Annotated in this window: 16 protein-coding genes; 6 read left to right on the top strand and 10 right to left on the bottom strand. The window is 51.3% G+C overall.

All coding sequences use genetic code 11. From position 1 onward, the window contains the following. Window positions 1-13 precede the first annotated feature (13 nt). From hxpA to yfbV, 3 genes are all read right to left on the bottom strand, one after another. Window positions 14-664 carry a hexitol phosphatase HxpA gene (gene hxpA / locus BEB42_RS19340; protein ID WP_001203412.1) on the bottom strand — a complete coding sequence of 217 codons (651 nt, stop codon included), beginning with the start codon at window positions 662-664 and terminating at the stop codon, window positions 14-16. Between the two features lie 10 nt (window positions 665-674). Continuing rightward, window positions 675-1,169 (bottom strand): YfbU family protein, encoded by a 495-nt coding sequence (locus BEB42_RS19335; RefSeq protein WP_000426124.1) that lies wholly within the window; start codon window positions 1,167-1,169, stop codon window positions 675-677. Window positions 1,170-1,251: 82 nt separating this feature from the next. Beyond that, window positions 1,252-1,707, bottom strand: a complete 456-nt coding sequence (gene yfbV, locus BEB42_RS19330; protein ID WP_000106627.1) for a terminus macrodomain insulation protein YfbV — start codon at window positions 1,705-1,707, stop codon at window positions 1,252-1,254. Between the two features lie 337 nt (window positions 1,708-2,044). Between yfbV and ackA the strand changes: the two genes are divergently transcribed. From ackA to yfcC, 3 genes are all read left to right on the top strand, one after another. Beyond that, complete coding sequence (gene ackA, locus BEB42_RS19325; RefSeq protein WP_000095712.1) at window positions 2,045-3,247, top strand: acetate kinase; 1,203 nt, start codon at window positions 2,045-2,047, stop codon at window positions 3,245-3,247. 74 nt (window positions 3,248-3,321) lie between these two features. Then, window positions 3,322-5,466, top strand: a complete 2,145-nt coding sequence (gene pta, locus BEB42_RS19320; protein WP_000086716.1) for a phosphate acetyltransferase — start codon at window positions 3,322-3,324, stop codon at window positions 5,464-5,466. A 189-nt stretch (window positions 5,467-5,655) separates the two neighbouring features. Then, window positions 5,656-7,176, top strand: coding sequence for a putative basic amino acid antiporter YfcC (yfcC, locus tag BEB42_RS19315; RefSeq protein ID WP_001274479.1), 1,521 nt, complete (start codon window positions 5,656-5,658; stop codon window positions 7,174-7,176). Window positions 7,177-7,208: 32 nt separating this feature from the next. Here the strand turns inward: yfcC and yfcD are convergent, their stop codons facing one another. The 3 genes from yfcD to yfcF are packed head-to-tail and all read right to left on the bottom strand — an operon-like array spanning window position 7,209 to window position 9,060. Further along, the gene (gene yfcD, locus BEB42_RS19310; protein WP_000437935.1) at window positions 7,209-7,751 is read right to left on the bottom strand and encodes an NUDIX hydrolase YfcD; all 543 of its coding nucleotides are present in this window, start codon (window positions 7,749-7,751) and stop codon (window positions 7,209-7,211) included. 57 nt (window positions 7,752-7,808) lie between these two features. Beyond that, window positions 7,809-8,360 (bottom strand): phosphodiesterase, encoded by a 552-nt coding sequence (gene yfcE, locus BEB42_RS19305; RefSeq protein WP_001353067.1) that lies wholly within the window; start codon window positions 8,358-8,360, stop codon window positions 7,809-7,811. 55 nt (window positions 8,361-8,415) lie between these two features. Beyond that, complete coding sequence (gene yfcF, locus BEB42_RS19300; RefSeq protein WP_000042435.1) at window positions 8,416-9,060, bottom strand: glutathione transferase; 645 nt, start codon at window positions 9,058-9,060, stop codon at window positions 8,416-8,418. Between the two features lie 137 nt (window positions 9,061-9,197). On the opposite strand from yfcF, the gene yfcG reads away from it, so the two are divergent. The 3 genes from yfcG to BEB42_RS19285 are packed head-to-tail and all read left to right on the top strand — an operon-like array spanning window position 9,198 to window position 11,178. Continuing rightward, on the top strand, window positions 9,198-9,845 hold the full coding sequence (yfcG, locus tag BEB42_RS19295) for a GSH-dependent disulfide bond oxidoreductase (RefSeq protein ID WP_000566508.1): 648 nt from the start codon (window positions 9,198-9,200) through the stop codon (window positions 9,843-9,845). Window positions 9,846-9,901: 56 nt separating this feature from the next. Further along, window positions 9,902-10,264, top strand: coding sequence for a dihydroneopterin triphosphate 2'-epimerase (gene folX, locus BEB42_RS19290; protein WP_000068457.1), 363 nt, complete (start codon window positions 9,902-9,904; stop codon window positions 10,262-10,264). Window positions 10,265-10,284: 20 nt separating this feature from the next. Continuing rightward, window positions 10,285-11,178 (top strand): TIGR01777 family oxidoreductase, encoded by an 894-nt coding sequence (locus tag BEB42_RS19285; RefSeq protein WP_000706595.1) that lies wholly within the window; start codon window positions 10,285-10,287, stop codon window positions 11,176-11,178. A gap of 47 nt (window positions 11,179-11,225) precedes the next feature. On the opposite strand, the gene rpnB is transcribed toward BEB42_RS19285, so the two are convergent. From rpnB to hisQ, 4 genes are all read right to left on the bottom strand, one after another. After that, window positions 11,226-12,116: a recombination-promoting nuclease RpnB gene (gene rpnB, locus BEB42_RS19280; RefSeq protein WP_000156127.1), complete on the bottom strand. Its 891-nt coding sequence runs from the start codon at window positions 12,114-12,116 to the stop codon at window positions 11,226-11,228. 195 nt (window positions 12,117-12,311) lie between these two features. Continuing rightward, window positions 12,312-13,085 (bottom strand): histidine ABC transporter ATP-binding protein HisP, encoded by a 774-nt coding sequence (gene hisP / locus BEB42_RS19275; protein ID WP_001293612.1) that lies wholly within the window; start codon window positions 13,083-13,085, stop codon window positions 12,312-12,314. A 7-nt stretch (window positions 13,086-13,092) separates the two neighbouring features. Then, window positions 13,093-13,809, bottom strand: a complete 717-nt coding sequence (locus BEB42_RS19270) for an ABC transporter permease (protein ID WP_000569957.1) — start codon at window positions 13,807-13,809, stop codon at window positions 13,093-13,095. Beyond that, on the bottom strand, window positions 13,806-14,492 hold the full coding sequence (hisQ, locus tag BEB42_RS19265) for a histidine ABC transporter permease HisQ (protein ID WP_000965505.1): 687 nt from the start codon (window positions 14,490-14,492) through the stop codon (window positions 13,806-13,808). The genes BEB42_RS19270 and hisQ overlap by 4 nt, the downstream gene beginning before the upstream one ends. Window positions 14,493-14,505 lie beyond the last annotated feature (13 nt).

The raw sequence follows: 14,505 nt of genomic DNA, 5'->3' as shown, positions 1-14,505 counted from the left end.
ATGATCAGGTGTTTCACTGAATAATAACATCGCCATTTGGCTGTTTGGTCACAGTAATTTGCTCCAGACTGTGGAGGACCAAATCGACCTCATTCAGGCGCGGGGTATCTGTCGGAGCGTTAACTGCAATCACATGGCAACCCGCGGCCAGGCCGGAAAGCACGCCAGCGGGAGCATCTTCCACCACCACACACTCTTGCGGCGCAAGCCCCAACAATTGCGCGCCTAAGAGATACGCATCAGGCTCTGGTTTTCCGCGCTTCACCCGCTCAGCGGTCACAAACACCTCTGGCGCGGGAAGTCCGGCTATTTTGTGGCGCGCTCGCGCTACGGGCATGGAGCCAGACGTCACAATGGCCCATGGAATCCCCACTTTATTCAGATGATTGAGTAAAGCGACTGCCCCCGGAAGTGCGGTAATACCTTCGGTTTCCGTGGCCTCGATTTGCTCCAGACGCGTAAATTCGGCAGCAATGTCTGCCTCGGATTTGCCCACCATAAAATGGCGCAAAGAGGTGATGGCCTGTTTACCGTGAATGAAAGCCAGCACCTCTTCCGGCGCTAACCCATGACGTCTGGCCCAGTTGCTCCACGCCCGTTCTACCGCAGGCAGGGAGTCCACCAGCGTTCCATCAAGATCAAACAGAAAACCTTTGCACCGCACATGGGCCTCCTCAGGCGTTGATAATTTGATTAATTTCGTTAGCACTCAGATGGTACTGACGCGGGCAGGCATGCCACACATTAAGCATACGCTGATATTTTTCCCACATTGGCGTCTGGGCGTTAAAACCGTGAGTTCCGGCGTCAAAATGGGTATAGCGCCCCTCCACGTTAACCATAAAGCGCACATAACCGAGGTAACGTGCTTCAGTGGCGGCGTCAAAGCCAAGGAAGGTGACACGACGTTCATCGATGGATTGCTGGTCCTGCAAATTAGACCAGGAAACATGCAACGCATGATACATCTCCATAATGTCGATGATAGTGCGGCAGGTTTCTTCTTTCAGCTCGCCAAACTCGCGATCCAGTTCACGCATCTGTAATCCATAACCACGCTCAATGATTGTTTGCAGGCGACGGTAACGTTCAGCATTTGCCGGATCAAGCATAGTCATCATTTTGTACTGGTTAGACAAAATAAGACGTTGCGCGTTGGTCATTTCCATTGTTGACTCCTGTATCACTCTACTACGGTGAAAAAAAAGAAGGCTGAGTATGCCTTCTTTTATATGCGTAATCAGGGGTCAATTACAAATCATCAAGGAAAGTTTTATCCAGTTGTTTGAAGGCGCGCTTAAGCGTGTCAGCTAATGCCTGGTAATCAGGCTTGCCTTCAACGGGTGCCAACACCTGTCCAGACTCTTGCAATTTACCGCGAACTTCATAAAACCAGTTAAGGATTGCAGGAGGTAATGGCGTTACAGAACGCTTGCCCAGCCACCATAGTCCTTGCATGGGTAAACTTAAGGCGAACAGCGCAGTGGCAACTGCCGGGCCCAGCTGACCGCCCAGGGCAATCTGCCAGCAGAGAGTAAATACGGCGATTGGCGGCATAAAACGGATCGCATAGCGCGTCATCTTGATAACGCGATTTTCGACAAAGACCGGGGCAAGGCGTTTTTCCAGCGGCCACGTCTTTGAGTAATGCTGTCCCCGGCGAAACAAGCTAAAAAAATTAACAGAACGATTATCCGGCGTTGACATGCTTCACCTCAACTTCACATATAAAGATTCAAAAATTTGTGCAAATTCACAACTCAGCGGGACAACGTTCAAAACATTTTGTCTTCCATACCCACTATCAGGTATCCTTTAGCAGCCTGAAGGCCTAAGTAGTACATATTCATTGAGTCGTCAAATTCATATACATTATGCCATTGGCTGAAAATTACGCAAAATGGCATAGACTCAAGATATTTCTTCCATCATGCAAAAAAAATTTGCAGTGCATGATGTTAATCATAAATGTCAGTGTCATCATGCGCTACGCTCTATGGCTCCCTGACGTTTTTTTAGCCACGTATCAATTATAGGTACTTCCATGTCGAGTAAGTTAGTACTGGTTCTGAACTGCGGTAGTTCTTCACTGAAATTTGCAATCATCGATGCAGTGAATGGTGAAGAGTACCTTTCTGGTTTAGCCGAATGTTTCCACCTGCCCGAAGCACGTATCAAATGGAAAATGGACGGCAATAAACAGGAAGCGGCTTTAGGTGCAGGCGCCGCTCACAGCGAAGCGCTCAACTTTATCGTTAATACTATTCTGGCACAAAAACCAGAACTGTCTGCGCAGCTGACCGCTATCGGTCACCGTATCGTACACGGCGGCGAAAAGTATACCAGCTCCGTAGTGATCGATGAGTCTGTTATTCAGGGTATCAAAGATGCAGCTTCTTTTGCACCGCTGCACAACCCGGCTCACCTGATCGGTATCGAAGAAGCACTGAAATCTTTCCCTCAGCTGAAAGACAAAAACGTTGCTGTATTTGACACCGCGTTCCACCAGACTATGCCGGAAGAGTCTTACCTCTACGCCCTGCCGTACAACCTGTACAAAGAGCATGGCATCCGTCGTTACGGCGCGCACGGCACCAGCCACTTCTATGTAACCCAGGAAGCGGCAAAAATGCTGAACAAACCGGTAGAAGAGCTGAACATCATCACCTGCCACCTGGGTAACGGTGGTTCCGTTTCTGCTATCCGCAACGGTAAATGCGTTGACACCTCTATGGGTCTGACCCCGCTGGAAGGTCTGGTAATGGGTACTCGCTCTGGCGATATCGATCCTGCGATCATCTTCCACCTGCACGACACTCTGGGCATGAGCGTTGACGCAATCAACAAAATGCTGACCAAAGAGTCTGGCCTGCTGGGTCTGACCGAAGTCACCAGCGACTGCCGTTATGTTGAAGACAACTACGCGACAAAAGAAGACGCGAAGCGCGCAATGGACGTTTACTGCCACCGTCTGGCGAAATACATCGGTGCCTACACCGCGCTGATGGATGGTCGTCTGGACGCTGTTGTATTCACCGGTGGTATCGGTGAAAATGCCGCGATGGTTCGTGAACTGTCTCTGGGCAAACTGGGCGTGCTGGGCTTTGAAGTTGATCATGAGCGCAACCTGGCTGCACGTTTCGGCAAATCTGGTTTCATCAACAAAGAAGGCACCCGCCCTGCTGTTGTGATTCCGACCAACGAAGAGCTGGTTATCGCGCAAGACGCCTGCCGCTTGACCGCCTGATTCCACACCGCCAGCTCAGCTGGCGGTGCTGTTTTGTAACCCGCCAAACCGGCGGTAACGAAAGAGGATAAACCGTGTCCCGTATTATTATGCTGATCCCTACCGGAACCAGCGTCGGTCTGACCAGCGTCAGCCTTGGCGTGATCCGTGCAATGGAACGCAAAGGCGTTCGTCTGAGCGTTTTCAAACCTATCGCTCAGCCGCGTACCGGTGGCGATGCGCCCGATCAGACCACGACTATCGTGCGTGCGAACTCTTCCACCACGACAGCCGCTGAACCGCTGAAAATGAGCTACGTTGAAGGTCTGCTTTCCAGCAATCAGAAAGATGTGCTGATGGAAGAGATCGTCGCGAACTACCACGCTAACACCAAAGACGCTGAAGTCGTTCTGGTTGAAGGTCTGGTCCCGACACGTAAGCATCAGTTTGCCCAGTCTCTGAACTACGAAATTGCTAAAACGCTGAACGCGGAAATCGTCTTCGTTATGTCTCAGGGCACTGACACCCCGGAACAGCTGAAAGAGCGTATCGAACTGACTCGCAACAGCTTCGGTGGTGCAAAAAACACCAACATCACTGGCGTTATCGTTAACAAACTGAACGCACCGGTTGATGAACAGGGTCGTACTCGCCCGGATCTGTCCGAGATTTTCGACGACTCTTCCAAAGCAAAAGTAAACAATGTTGATCCGGCGAAGCTGCAAGAATCCAGCCCGCTGCCGGTTCTCGGCGCGGTGCCGTGGAGCTTTGATCTGATCGCGACCCGTGCGATCGATATGGCTCGCCACCTGAACGCCACCATCATCAACGAAGGTGATATCAACACTCGTCGCGTGAAATCTGTCACTTTCTGCGCACGCAGCATTCCGCACATGCTGGAGCACTTCCGTGCCGGTTCTCTGCTGGTAACTTCCGCAGACCGTCCTGACGTACTGGTTGCAGCTTGCCTGGCTGCCATGAACGGCGTAGAAATCGGTGCCCTGCTGCTGACTGGCGGCTACGAAATGGACGCGCGCATTTCCAAACTGTGCGAACGTGCTTTCGCTACCGGCCTGCCGGTATTTATGGTGAATACCAACACCTGGCAGACTTCTCTGAGCCTGCAGAGCTTCAACCTCGAAGTTCCGGTTGACGATCACGAGCGTATCGAGAAAGTTCAGGAATACGTTGCTAACTACATCAACGCTGACTGGATTGACTCTCTGACTGCCACCTCTGAGCGCAGCCGTCGTCTGTCTCCGCCAGCCTTCCGTTATCAGCTGACCGAACTGGCGCGCAAAGCGGGCAAACGTATCGTGCTGCCGGAAGGCGACGAACCGCGTACCGTTAAAGCAGCCGCTATCTGTGCTGAACGTGGTATCGCAACTTGCGTACTGCTGGGTAACCCGGCTGAGATCAACCGCGTTGCAGCATCTCAGGGCGTAGAACTGGGTGCTGGCATTGAAATTGTCGATCCAGAAGTGGTTCGCGAAAGCTATGTTGGCCGCCTGGTTGAACTGCGTAAGAACAAAGGCATGACCGAAACCGTTGCCCGCGAACAGCTGGAAGACAACGTGGTTCTCGGTACGCTGATGCTGGAGCAGGATGAAGTTGACGGTCTGGTTTCCGGTGCTGTTCACACCACCGCAAACACCATTCGTCCGCCGCTGCAGCTGATCAAAACTGCACCGGGTAGCTCCCTGGTATCTTCCGTGTTCTTTATGCTGCTGCCGGAACAGGTTTACGTTTACGGTGACTGTGCGATCAACCCGGATCCGACCGCAGAACAGCTGGCAGAAATCGCGATTCAGTCCGCTGATTCCGCCGCGGCCTTCGGCATCGAACCGCGCGTTGCAATGCTCTCCTACTCCACCGGTACTTCTGGTGCAGGTAGCGACGTAGAGAAAGTTCGCGAGGCAACTCGTCTGGCGCAGGAAAAACGTCCTGACCTGATGATCGACGGTCCGCTGCAGTACGACGCTGCGGTAATGGCTGACGTTGCGAAATCCAAAGCGCCGAATTCTCCGGTTGCTGGTCGCGCTACCGTGTTCATCTTCCCGGATCTGAACACCGGTAACACCACTTACAAAGCGGTACAACGTTCTGCCGATCTGATCTCCATCGGGCCGATGCTGCAGGGTATGCGCAAGCCGGTTAACGATCTGTCCCGTGGCGCACTGGTTGACGATATCGTCTACACCATCGCGCTGACTGCGATTCAGTCTGCACAGCAGCAGTAATCTCGTCATCATCCGCAGCTTTGCGCTGCGGATACCTGAACCGGAAATAGTCACTATTTCCGGTTTTTTATTCTCTTAAATTGCATTAATCCTTTCTGATTATCTTGCTTAACTGCGCTGCATCAATGAATTGCGCCATCTCACTTTGCATACTTACCACTTTGTTTTGTGCAAGGGAATATCTGCGCTATGTCCGCAATCACTGAATCCAAACCAACCAGAAGATGGGCAATGCCCGATACGCTGGTGATTATCTTTTTTGTTGCTATTTTAACCAGCCTTGCCACCAGGGTAGTTCCGGTGGGGATGTTTGACAGTCAGGAAGTGCAGTATCAGGTTGATGGTCAAACAAAAACACGCAAAGTCGTAGATCCGCACTCATTTCGCATTCTGACTAACGAGGCGGGCGAACCTGAGTATCACCGCGTGCAACTGTTCTCGACGGGCGATGAACGCCCGGGCCTGATGAATTTCCCGTTTGAAGGATTAACCTCAGGATCGAAATACGGGACAGCCGTTGGCATCATCATGTTTATGCTGGTGATTGGCGGCGCGTTTGGCATCGTGATGCGTACAGGAACCATTGATAACGGCATCCTGGCACTTATTCGGCATACACGCGGGAATGAAATTCTCTTTATCCCTGCCTTGTTTATTCTCTTTTCACTTGGCGGCGCGGTATTTGGTATGGGGGAAGAGGCCGTCGCCTTTGCCATTATCATCGCACCGCTAATGGTCCGGCTGGGCTATGACAGTATTACCACCGTCCTGGTGACTTATATCGCCACGCAAATCGGTTTTGCCAGTTCGTGGATGAACCCGTTTTGTGTGGTTGTTGCTCAGGGGATCGCTGGTGTTCCGGTGCTTTCTGGCTCCGGTTTGCGCATCGTGGTATGGGTAATCTCTACTCTGATTGGTCTGGTCTTCACTATGGTGTACGCCTCGCGGGTGAAAAAGAATCCGCTGTTGTCACGCGTTCATGAGTCCGATCGTTTCTTCCGCGAAAAACAGGCGGATGTAGAACAGCGTCCATTTACCTTTGGTGACTGGCTGGTATTGATTGTTTTAACCGCCGTCATGATCTGGGTAATTTGGGGCGTTATCGTCAATGCCTGGTTTATTCCAGAAATAGCCAGCCAGTTCTTCACGATGGGGCTAGTAATTGGCATCATCGGCGTTGTTTTCCGCCTAAACGGTATGACGGTTAATACCATGGCATCATCCTTCACCGAAGGGGCGCGAATGATGATCGCCCCTGCCCTACTGGTGGGTTTCGCCAAAGGGATTTTGTTGCTGGTCGGTAACGGTGAAGCAGGTGATGCCAGTGTGTTAAATACCATTCTAAACAGCATTGCCAATGCCATTAGCGGTCTGGATAACGCAGTTGCAGCCTGGTTTATGTTGCTCTTCCAGGCGATATTTAATTTCTTCGTGACATCCGGTTCTGGTCAGGCGGCGTTAACCATGCCGTTACTGGCACCGCTTGGCGATCTGGTCGGTGTTAACCGTCAGGTTACCGTGCTGGCGTTCCAGTTTGGTGATGGCTTCAGTCACATCATTTACCCGACCTCAGCTTCGTTAATGGCAACGCTCGGTGTTTGTCGGGTGGACTTCCGTAACTGGCTGAAGGTGGGCGCGACACTGCTTGGACTGCTGTTTATTATGTCCAGCGTCGTGGTTATCGGTGCTCAGTTGATGGGCTACCACTAAAAATGTTAAGAGCCGCAATTGCGGCTCTTTTTTCATTCTGCCGTTTCAGTCTCTACGGCTTCATTTTTGGCATTGCGCTTCATCCACAACGCCAGCGCTTTCAGCGAGTCTGGAGTGAACTCATCGCAGCGTGCGGTGATTTCTTCCGGCGTCAGCCAGCAAACTTCACTGACTTCATCTTCCTGTAGGGCGAAGGGACCGTGCGATACACAACTGAACAACGCGCCCCAGACACGGCAATTTTTATCTTCGAAATAGAACTGCCCGTGCTCGGCAAAGGGGACACCGGCAATGCCCAACTCTTCTTCCGCTTCGCGACGCGCGGACTCCAGCAGTTGCTCATCGGCCTGGACCACACCGCCTGCGGTCGCATCTAACATGCCGGGTAAAAAGTCTTTTGTCTCGGTACGACGCTGGACCAGAATTTTGCCCATGCCATCATGCACGACGATGTAAGTTGCACGATGACGCAGACACTGTGCCCGCATTTGTTCCCGGCTGGCTTGTGCAATGACTTCATTCTCTTCATTGACAATATCCACCCATTCAGTACTTGCCAAACGACGCTGTTCCATTATCAGGAAACCTTCTTTTTCTGGCGCTCTTACGGCGCATTTTGAGTTGTGGGTAAATTACGGATTAATCGCGACCTGCGCAATGATACTTTGATCATTGAGTGCGATTACACTCAGTACGTCATTATCCAGCATGCCATAACTCGCCGGATTACCGCCTTTCGGAATACTCACCGAGCCGGGGTTGAAGTGGAATATCTCCCCCCGCTGTTCTGCCACTGGCAGATGGGTATGACCGTAAACCAGCACATCGTTCTGGTTTAAAGCAGGCAGATTTTCCGGGCCAAAAAGATGACCATGCGTCAAAAACAGACGTTGTTTTTCCAGTAATACCTGTTGCCACGGCGCGGTTATCGGGAAATGCAAAAGCATTTGATCCACTTCGCTGTCGCAGTTGCCGCGCACAGCGATAACCTTATGTGCCACGTCATTAAGCCGTTCAGCGACTTTGGCTGGCGCGTAACCCTCCGGTAAAGCATTACGCGGGCCGTGATTCAACACGTCGCCAAGGATCACCAGCCACTGGGCACCGCTTTGGGCAAACAACTCCAGAACACGTTCCGTCGCCGGTAACGACCCATGAATGTCCGATGCAAACATCAGTTTCATCACTCACTCCTCGTCGAAAAAACGTAAGCTATGATACTGGATTCTGTCGTTGCTATCAGCCAGATTGCTTCGCCGAAAGTGCAATAAAACGCTGGACAGAGGCTCGCTGCCACTGGAATGTCGCATAATCCACCAGGCGTTCTGGCACCTCATCGCCATGTAGTACCAGGCGGTTAATCATTAGTGCCAGATCCGTATCGGCAATGCACCATTCACCAAATAAATTCGGCTGACCAAGTGCTAACAAATGTTCTGCCATCGCGAACAGCTTCTCTGTACTGGCTTTTCCCTGCGCCGTCAGTGGCGCTTTTTTCGCCCCCGCAAAGACAACATCCGTAGGGCGCTCTTCGCGGATGGGCACCAGATCGCTGCGCAGCCAGGCCTGAATCTGTCGTGCACGCGCACGATTTTCTATATCAAGCGGATAAATACGTTCCCAGGTCGGTGGCGCAAAACGATCTTCCAGATACTCCGCAATGGCAGAAGATTCACTCAACTCAAAATCATCGATTTGTAATAACGGCACACGGCGCGTCTGTCCGTAACCTTGCCACGTCGGCTGCAAATGTTCACCGCTGTCGAGGTCGATGGTCTTGATATGAAACGACAGGCCTTTTTCCTGCAACGCCACCCAGGCGGATAACACATAAGGGGAGAAAAAATGGGCATCTGACCAAAGCGTGATAGCGGGTTTACTCATTATGTCCTCGGCAATAAAGGGGGGGCTAACTATCAAACTATAGAGCCTTTTTGTCACTGTCACTTGACGAATACTCACGCAAGTCGCCGCGCTTTCTATACTTGTGGTGTTCAGATGATTAGACAACCGGAGCTGCAATGATCGATCTCTATTTCGCCCCGACGCCAAATGGTCACAAAATTACGTTGTTTCTCGAAGAAGCAGTACAGGATTATCGCTTGATTAAGGTAGACCTGGGGAAAGGTGGCCAGTTTCGCCCGGAATTTTTGCGCATTTCGCCTAACAACAAAATTCCGGCAATTGTTGATCATTCCCCAGCCGATGGCGGCGAACCGTTAAGCCTCTTTGAGTCCGGGGCCATATTGTTGTATCTGGCGGAGAAAACGGGACTCTTTTTAAGTCATGAAATGCGTGAACGCGCCACCACATTACAGTGGCTATTCTGGCAGGTAGGCGGGCTGGGGCCGATGCTTGGGCAAAATCATCATTTTAATCACGCTGCACCACAAACCATTCCTTACGCTATTGAACGTTATCAAGTTGAAACTCAGCGTCTGTATCACGTGCTGAACAAGCGGCTGGAAAACTCGCCCTGGTTGGGCGGAGAAAACTACAGCATTGCGGATATTGCCTGCTGGCCGTGGGTTAATGCCTGGACTCGCCAGCGCATTGACCTCGCAATGTATCCTGCAGTTAAGAACTGGCATGAGCGGATCCGTTCGCGCCCTGCCACCGGGCAGGCACTGCTAAAAGCACAACTCAGTGATGAGCGTTCGGATAGTTAACAGAAACAGGTTCTCGTGTATTATTTAATCCTAAGTAAAACAACGGAGAACCTGCAATGGCACAACCTGCCGCTATTATTCGTATAAAGAACCTTCGTTTACGTACGTTTATCGGAATTAAGGAAGAAGAAATTAACAACCGTCAGGATATAGTTATCAACGTGACGATCCACTACCCCGCCGATAAAGCGCGCACCAGCGAAGATATCAACGATGCGCTGAATTATCGCACCGTAACGAAAAACATTATTCAGCACGTAGAGAATAACCGTTTCTCTTTGCTGGAGAAATTAACTCAGGATGTGCTCGATATCGCACGTGAACATCACTGGGTAACGTATGCTGAAGTAGAGATCGATAAACTGCACGCGCTGCGCTACGCTGATTCGGTATCCATGACCTTAAGCTGGCAGCGTTAACCGCCATATCGGGAGGCTGCATGAAGATAGTGATCACCGGAGGGACGGGATTAATTGGTCGCCATTTGATTCCGCGTTTGCTGGATCTGGGCCATCAAATCACGGTAGTGACGCGTAACCCGCAGAAAGCCAGTTCCGTTCTCGGCCCCCGGGTGACACTATGGCAAGGGCTTGCCGATCAAAGTAACCTCAACGGCGTTGATGCGGTAATCAACCTGGCCGGAGAACCGATTGCTGATAAACGCTGGACTCACGAGCAAAAAGAGCGTCTCTGCCAAAGCCGCTGGAATATCACGCAAAAACTGGTCGATTTGATTAATGCCAGCGACACGCCGCCGTCGGTACTCATTTCCGGTTCGGCAACGGGCTATTATGGCGACTTAGGTGAAGTGGTGGTTACTGAAGAGGAACCGCCGCATAACGAATTTACCCACAAACTCTGCGCTCGTTGGGAAGAGATTGCCTGTCGGGCGCAAAGCGACAAAACACGTGTGTGCCTGCTGCGTACCGGCGTGGTGCTGGCACCGGACGGCGGGATCCTCGGTAAAATGCTGCCGCCGTTTCGTCTTGGCCTGGGCGGGCCGATTGGCTCCGGTCGGCAGTATCTGGCCTGGATTCATATCGATGATATGGTCAACGGTATTCTCTGGCTGCTGGATAACGAGCTGCGCGGGCCGTTTAATATGGTTTCGCCCTACCCGGTACGCAATGAACAATTTGCCCATGCGCTCGGTCATGCACTGCATCGTCCGGCCATTTTGCGCGTCCCTGCGACCGCCATTCGGCTGTTAATGGGCGAATCTTCAGTACTGGTATTAGGTGGACAACGGGCTTTGCCCAAAAGGCTGGAAGAAGCGGGTTTTGCGTTTCGCTGGTACGATTTAGAAGAGGCGCTGGCGGATGTTGTTCACTGATGTGGTGTACTGCAAACATCCGCCAGTTAATTCCCGGTGTTACAGGATTAGTGGCTTTGCGCGATAAGATCGTCTGCCGAAAGTCGGGTCACCATCAGAACTAATTCTCTGTCTAAACCTCTCTCCAGCATCTCCTGAGCAATACGCAGAGCTTCTTCGTGTTTGCCCTGCATTGCGCCTTCTTCACGTAATCTGTCAGCAATGGTCATCAGTTTCTCCTTTTCTTGTGGTGCGCGTTCTGTTATCTCACCAATAAATGCACGGAAACGCTGGGCATCTCCCGTTTGTAATACGTAATTAAACAGGGCTTTTAGCTGTCTGTCATTAGTGTTCCCTGTAACTAGCAGCGAAACAATCTGGTCGACTAATCCCAACAGATCGCGCTGACGAATATGTTTCTGAATTAACTCCAACAGCGCCATTTTGCGATGTTGCATAATCTCGTCATCCGGCACCACGGTAATATCCACCAGCGGAAAAGCCGATGAATATATTTTGCGGGCTATCGCAGGCTCGGCAAATTCATCAAGCCAGCAGAGTGAATAAGGATAAGGACTTCTGCAACCATGATAAAACAGCATTGGGATCACCAATGGAAGCTCTTTATAGCCTGCATCCAGATGGTTTTGCATCGCCGCGATGGAATAGCGCATCATGCGAAAAGCCATTAATTCCTCCGGCTTACTTTGGTGCTCTATCACCACATAAATATAACCCGCTCCCTCCTGCGTTTTCACAGACCACAAGAGGTCGGAATAATATTGCCGCAGATCTTCATCAATAAAACTGTTTGGTTCCAGTTTGAGCGTCGTTAAATCACACAGTTTGCGCAGCGGCGCGGGAAGATGAATATCAATAAAATCCCGCGCGGTGTCTGGATGGCGTAAAAAAGATTTAAATACCGCATCATGCGGCGTGGAAGTTGTCGATATTGTCATGGCGTTCCGTCACCCCTCAAATTTAAGATGACGCGACAATAACCACGATTTACACCCAATGCAGCAGGCAGTTTTTATCTTTGGACAGCGAATTCAGAAGTATTTTTAGCGGACTGCAACTTTTACATTTCAGCGGAAGCGGACTCGCAAATTCCCCATGAAATACTCCGGCAGCGTTAGCCACCGGAGAGGGAATTATTTCAGCGATCCCTTAAGGAACTGTTGCAGACGAGGGCTTTGCGGGTTGCCAAATAACTGCTCCGGCGCGCCTTCTTCCTCTATTTTCCCCTGATGGAGAAAAATGACGTGAGTAGAAACATGGCGAGCAAAGCCCATTTCGTGAGTCACCACCACCATGGTTTTTCCCTCTTCTGCCAGTTGCTGCATAATACGCAGCACTTCGCCTACCAGTTCAGGATCGAGCGCCGAGGTAGGTTCATCAAACAGCAGAACTTCCGGTTCCATTGCCAGCGCCCGCGCGATAGAAACACGCTGTTGCTGACCACCGGACAGATGCACCGGGTATTTCCCCTGCGCACGTTCGTCTATCCCGACTTTCGCCAGATACTTCACCGCCCGCTCGCGCGCTTCCTGCTTGCTCAGGCCTAACACCTGAATCGGCGCTTCCATGACGTTTTCCAGCACCGTCATATGGCTCCAGAGATTGAAGTGCTGGAATACCATCGTCAGGCGTGTGCGCAGTAAGCGCAGCTGATTTTTATCGGCGACTTTGAGTTGACCGTCTTTATCGCGCACCAGATTGATCGTCTGGCCGTTAACGACGATCGATCCTTCGCTCGGTTTTTCGAGGAAGTTAATGCAGCGCAGAAAGGTACTTTTCCCCGATCCCGACGATCCGATGATACTTATGACATCACCGGCATTCGCTTGCAGTGAGACCCCTTTCAGCACTTCGTGTTCGCCGTAGCGTTTGTGCAAATCGATAACGTTTAATTTATTCTCGGACATCGTATTCTCAGTGCGTTGAAGAAGGTTTCACATGCTGCAACCAGCGTTTTTCCGCTTTGCGGAACAGACTGATCAGGACATAAGAGATGATTAAATAGAGCACCGCGGCGATACCGAAAGCGGTAAAAGGTTGATACGTGGCGGCGTTAATATCACGGGCTATTTTCAGCAGATCCGGCACCGTGGCCGTAAACGCCAGCGCAGTAGAGTGCAGCATCAGGATTACTTCATTGCTGTAGGCCGGTAACGCAATACGCAGCGCTGAAGGCAAAATAATGCAGCGATACATTTTAAAGGTCGAAAAGCCATAGGCTCTGGCGGCTTCAATTTCTCCGTGCGGTACCGAACGGATTGCTCCGGCAAAAATCTCGGTGGTGTAAGCACAGGTGTTAAGCGTCAGCGCCAGCACAGTACAATTCAGGCCACTGCGGAAAAAGGCGTTAAGGAACTCGGTACCCTTAACAATCTCCAGCGTGTACATGCCGGAATAGAACACCAGCAATTGAACATACAGCGGTGTACCGCGAAAAATATACGTAAATAACCAGATTGGAAACTGGATGTATTTATTACTTGAGACGCGACCAATCGCCAGAAACAGCGCCAGGACTCCGCCTATCACTACCGACAAAATCAGCAGCCACAGGGTGATCGCCACGCCAGTAAAGCGATAACCGTCGGTCCACAGCAGTGGTTTCCAGTATTCATGTAAGATTTCGATCACAGGTCAGCCCTCTTCACACCCACGGAGTAGCGGCGCTCAAGGAACAGCAGCACACCATTGGAAACGGTGGTGAAAACCAGGTAAATCACGCCACAAACGATGGCGAAATAGAACGGTTCCCAGGTACTTTTGCCTGCCAGCTGCGTGGCTTTGACCACATCTTCCAGGCCGAGTAACGAAACCAGAGCGGTAGATTTGAGGATCACCTGCCAGTTGTTGCCAATGCCTGGCAGGGCGTAACGCATCATCGCCGGAAACATAATCCGCCGAAACACTTGCCCACGAGTAAAACCGAACGCCGTTGCCGCCTCTATATGCCCTTTTGGCACTGCCATAAACGCGCCACGAAACGTTTCGGTGAAGTAAGCACCGTAGATAAAACCGAGAGTGATAATACCTGCGACCATCGGATCGATATCAATCTGCCCGACGCCCATCGCCTCCGTCACCGTGTTTAGCGCAATCTGCAAACCGTAGAAAATCAGCAGCATCAACACTAAATCCGGCACGCCACGAATCAGCGTGGTATACCCTTCGAAAATCAGCCCCGAAAACCGATTTTGCGAGAGCTTACCGCCAGCGCCAATTAAACCGATGATTACAGCGAGCACTACAGAGCTGATCGCCAGCTCCAGCGTGACGAGCGCACCCTGTAAAATAACACCTGAAAACCCATACAACATGCTGCCTGTCCTG

Source organism: Escherichia sp. MOD1-EC5990 (assembly GCF_002965285.1).
Classification (GTDB): Bacteria; Pseudomonadota; Gammaproteobacteria; order Enterobacterales; family Enterobacteriaceae; genus Escherichia; species Escherichia coli_F.
Note: the sequence above shows the minus strand (reverse complement) of the source record. Positions and strands in the feature narration are given on the sequence as shown.

What these genes read in the sequence shown, in the direction of transcription:
- BEB42_RS19335 (WP_000426124.1), bottom strand. Translation starts at nt 1,169, where the DNA reads ATGGAAATGACCAACGCGCAACGTCTTATTTTGTCTAACCAGTACAAA.
- yfbV (WP_000106627.1), bottom strand. Translation starts at nt 1,707, where the DNA reads ATGTCAACGCCGGATAATCGTTCTGTTAATTTTTTTAGCTTGTTTCGC.
- ackA (WP_000095712.1), top strand. Translation starts at nt 2,045, where the DNA reads ATGTCGAGTAAGTTAGTACTGGTTCTGAACTGCGGTAGTTCTTCACTG.
- yfcC (WP_001274479.1), top strand. Translation starts at nt 5,656, where the DNA reads ATGTCCGCAATCACTGAATCCAAACCAACCAGAAGATGGGCAATGCCC.
- yfcD (WP_000437935.1), bottom strand. Translation starts at nt 7,751, where the DNA reads ATGGAACAGCGTCGTTTGGCAAGTACTGAATGGGTGGATATTGTCAAT.
- yfcE (WP_001353067.1), bottom strand. Translation starts at nt 8,360, where the DNA reads ATGAAACTGATGTTTGCATCGGACATTCATGGGTCGTTACCGGCGACG.
- yfcF (WP_000042435.1), bottom strand. Translation starts at nt 9,060, where the DNA reads ATGAGTAAACCCGCTATCACGCTTTGGTCAGATGCCCATTTTTTCTCC.
- yfcG (WP_000566508.1), top strand. Translation starts at nt 9,198, where the DNA reads ATGATCGATCTCTATTTCGCCCCGACGCCAAATGGTCACAAAATTACG.
- folX (WP_000068457.1), top strand. Translation starts at nt 9,902, where the DNA reads ATGGCACAACCTGCCGCTATTATTCGTATAAAGAACCTTCGTTTACGT.
- BEB42_RS19285 (WP_000706595.1), top strand. Translation starts at nt 10,285, where the DNA reads ATGAAGATAGTGATCACCGGAGGGACGGGATTAATTGGTCGCCATTTG.
- rpnB (WP_000156127.1), bottom strand. Translation starts at nt 12,116, where the DNA reads ATGACAATATCGACAACTTCCACGCCGCATGATGCGGTATTTAAATCT.
- hisP (WP_001293612.1), bottom strand. Translation starts at nt 13,085, where the DNA reads ATGTCCGAGAATAAATTAAACGTTATCGATTTGCACAAACGCTACGGC.
- hisQ (WP_000965505.1), bottom strand. Translation starts at nt 14,492, where the DNA reads ATGTTGTATGGGTTTTCAGGTGTTATTTTACAGGGTGCGCTCGTCACG.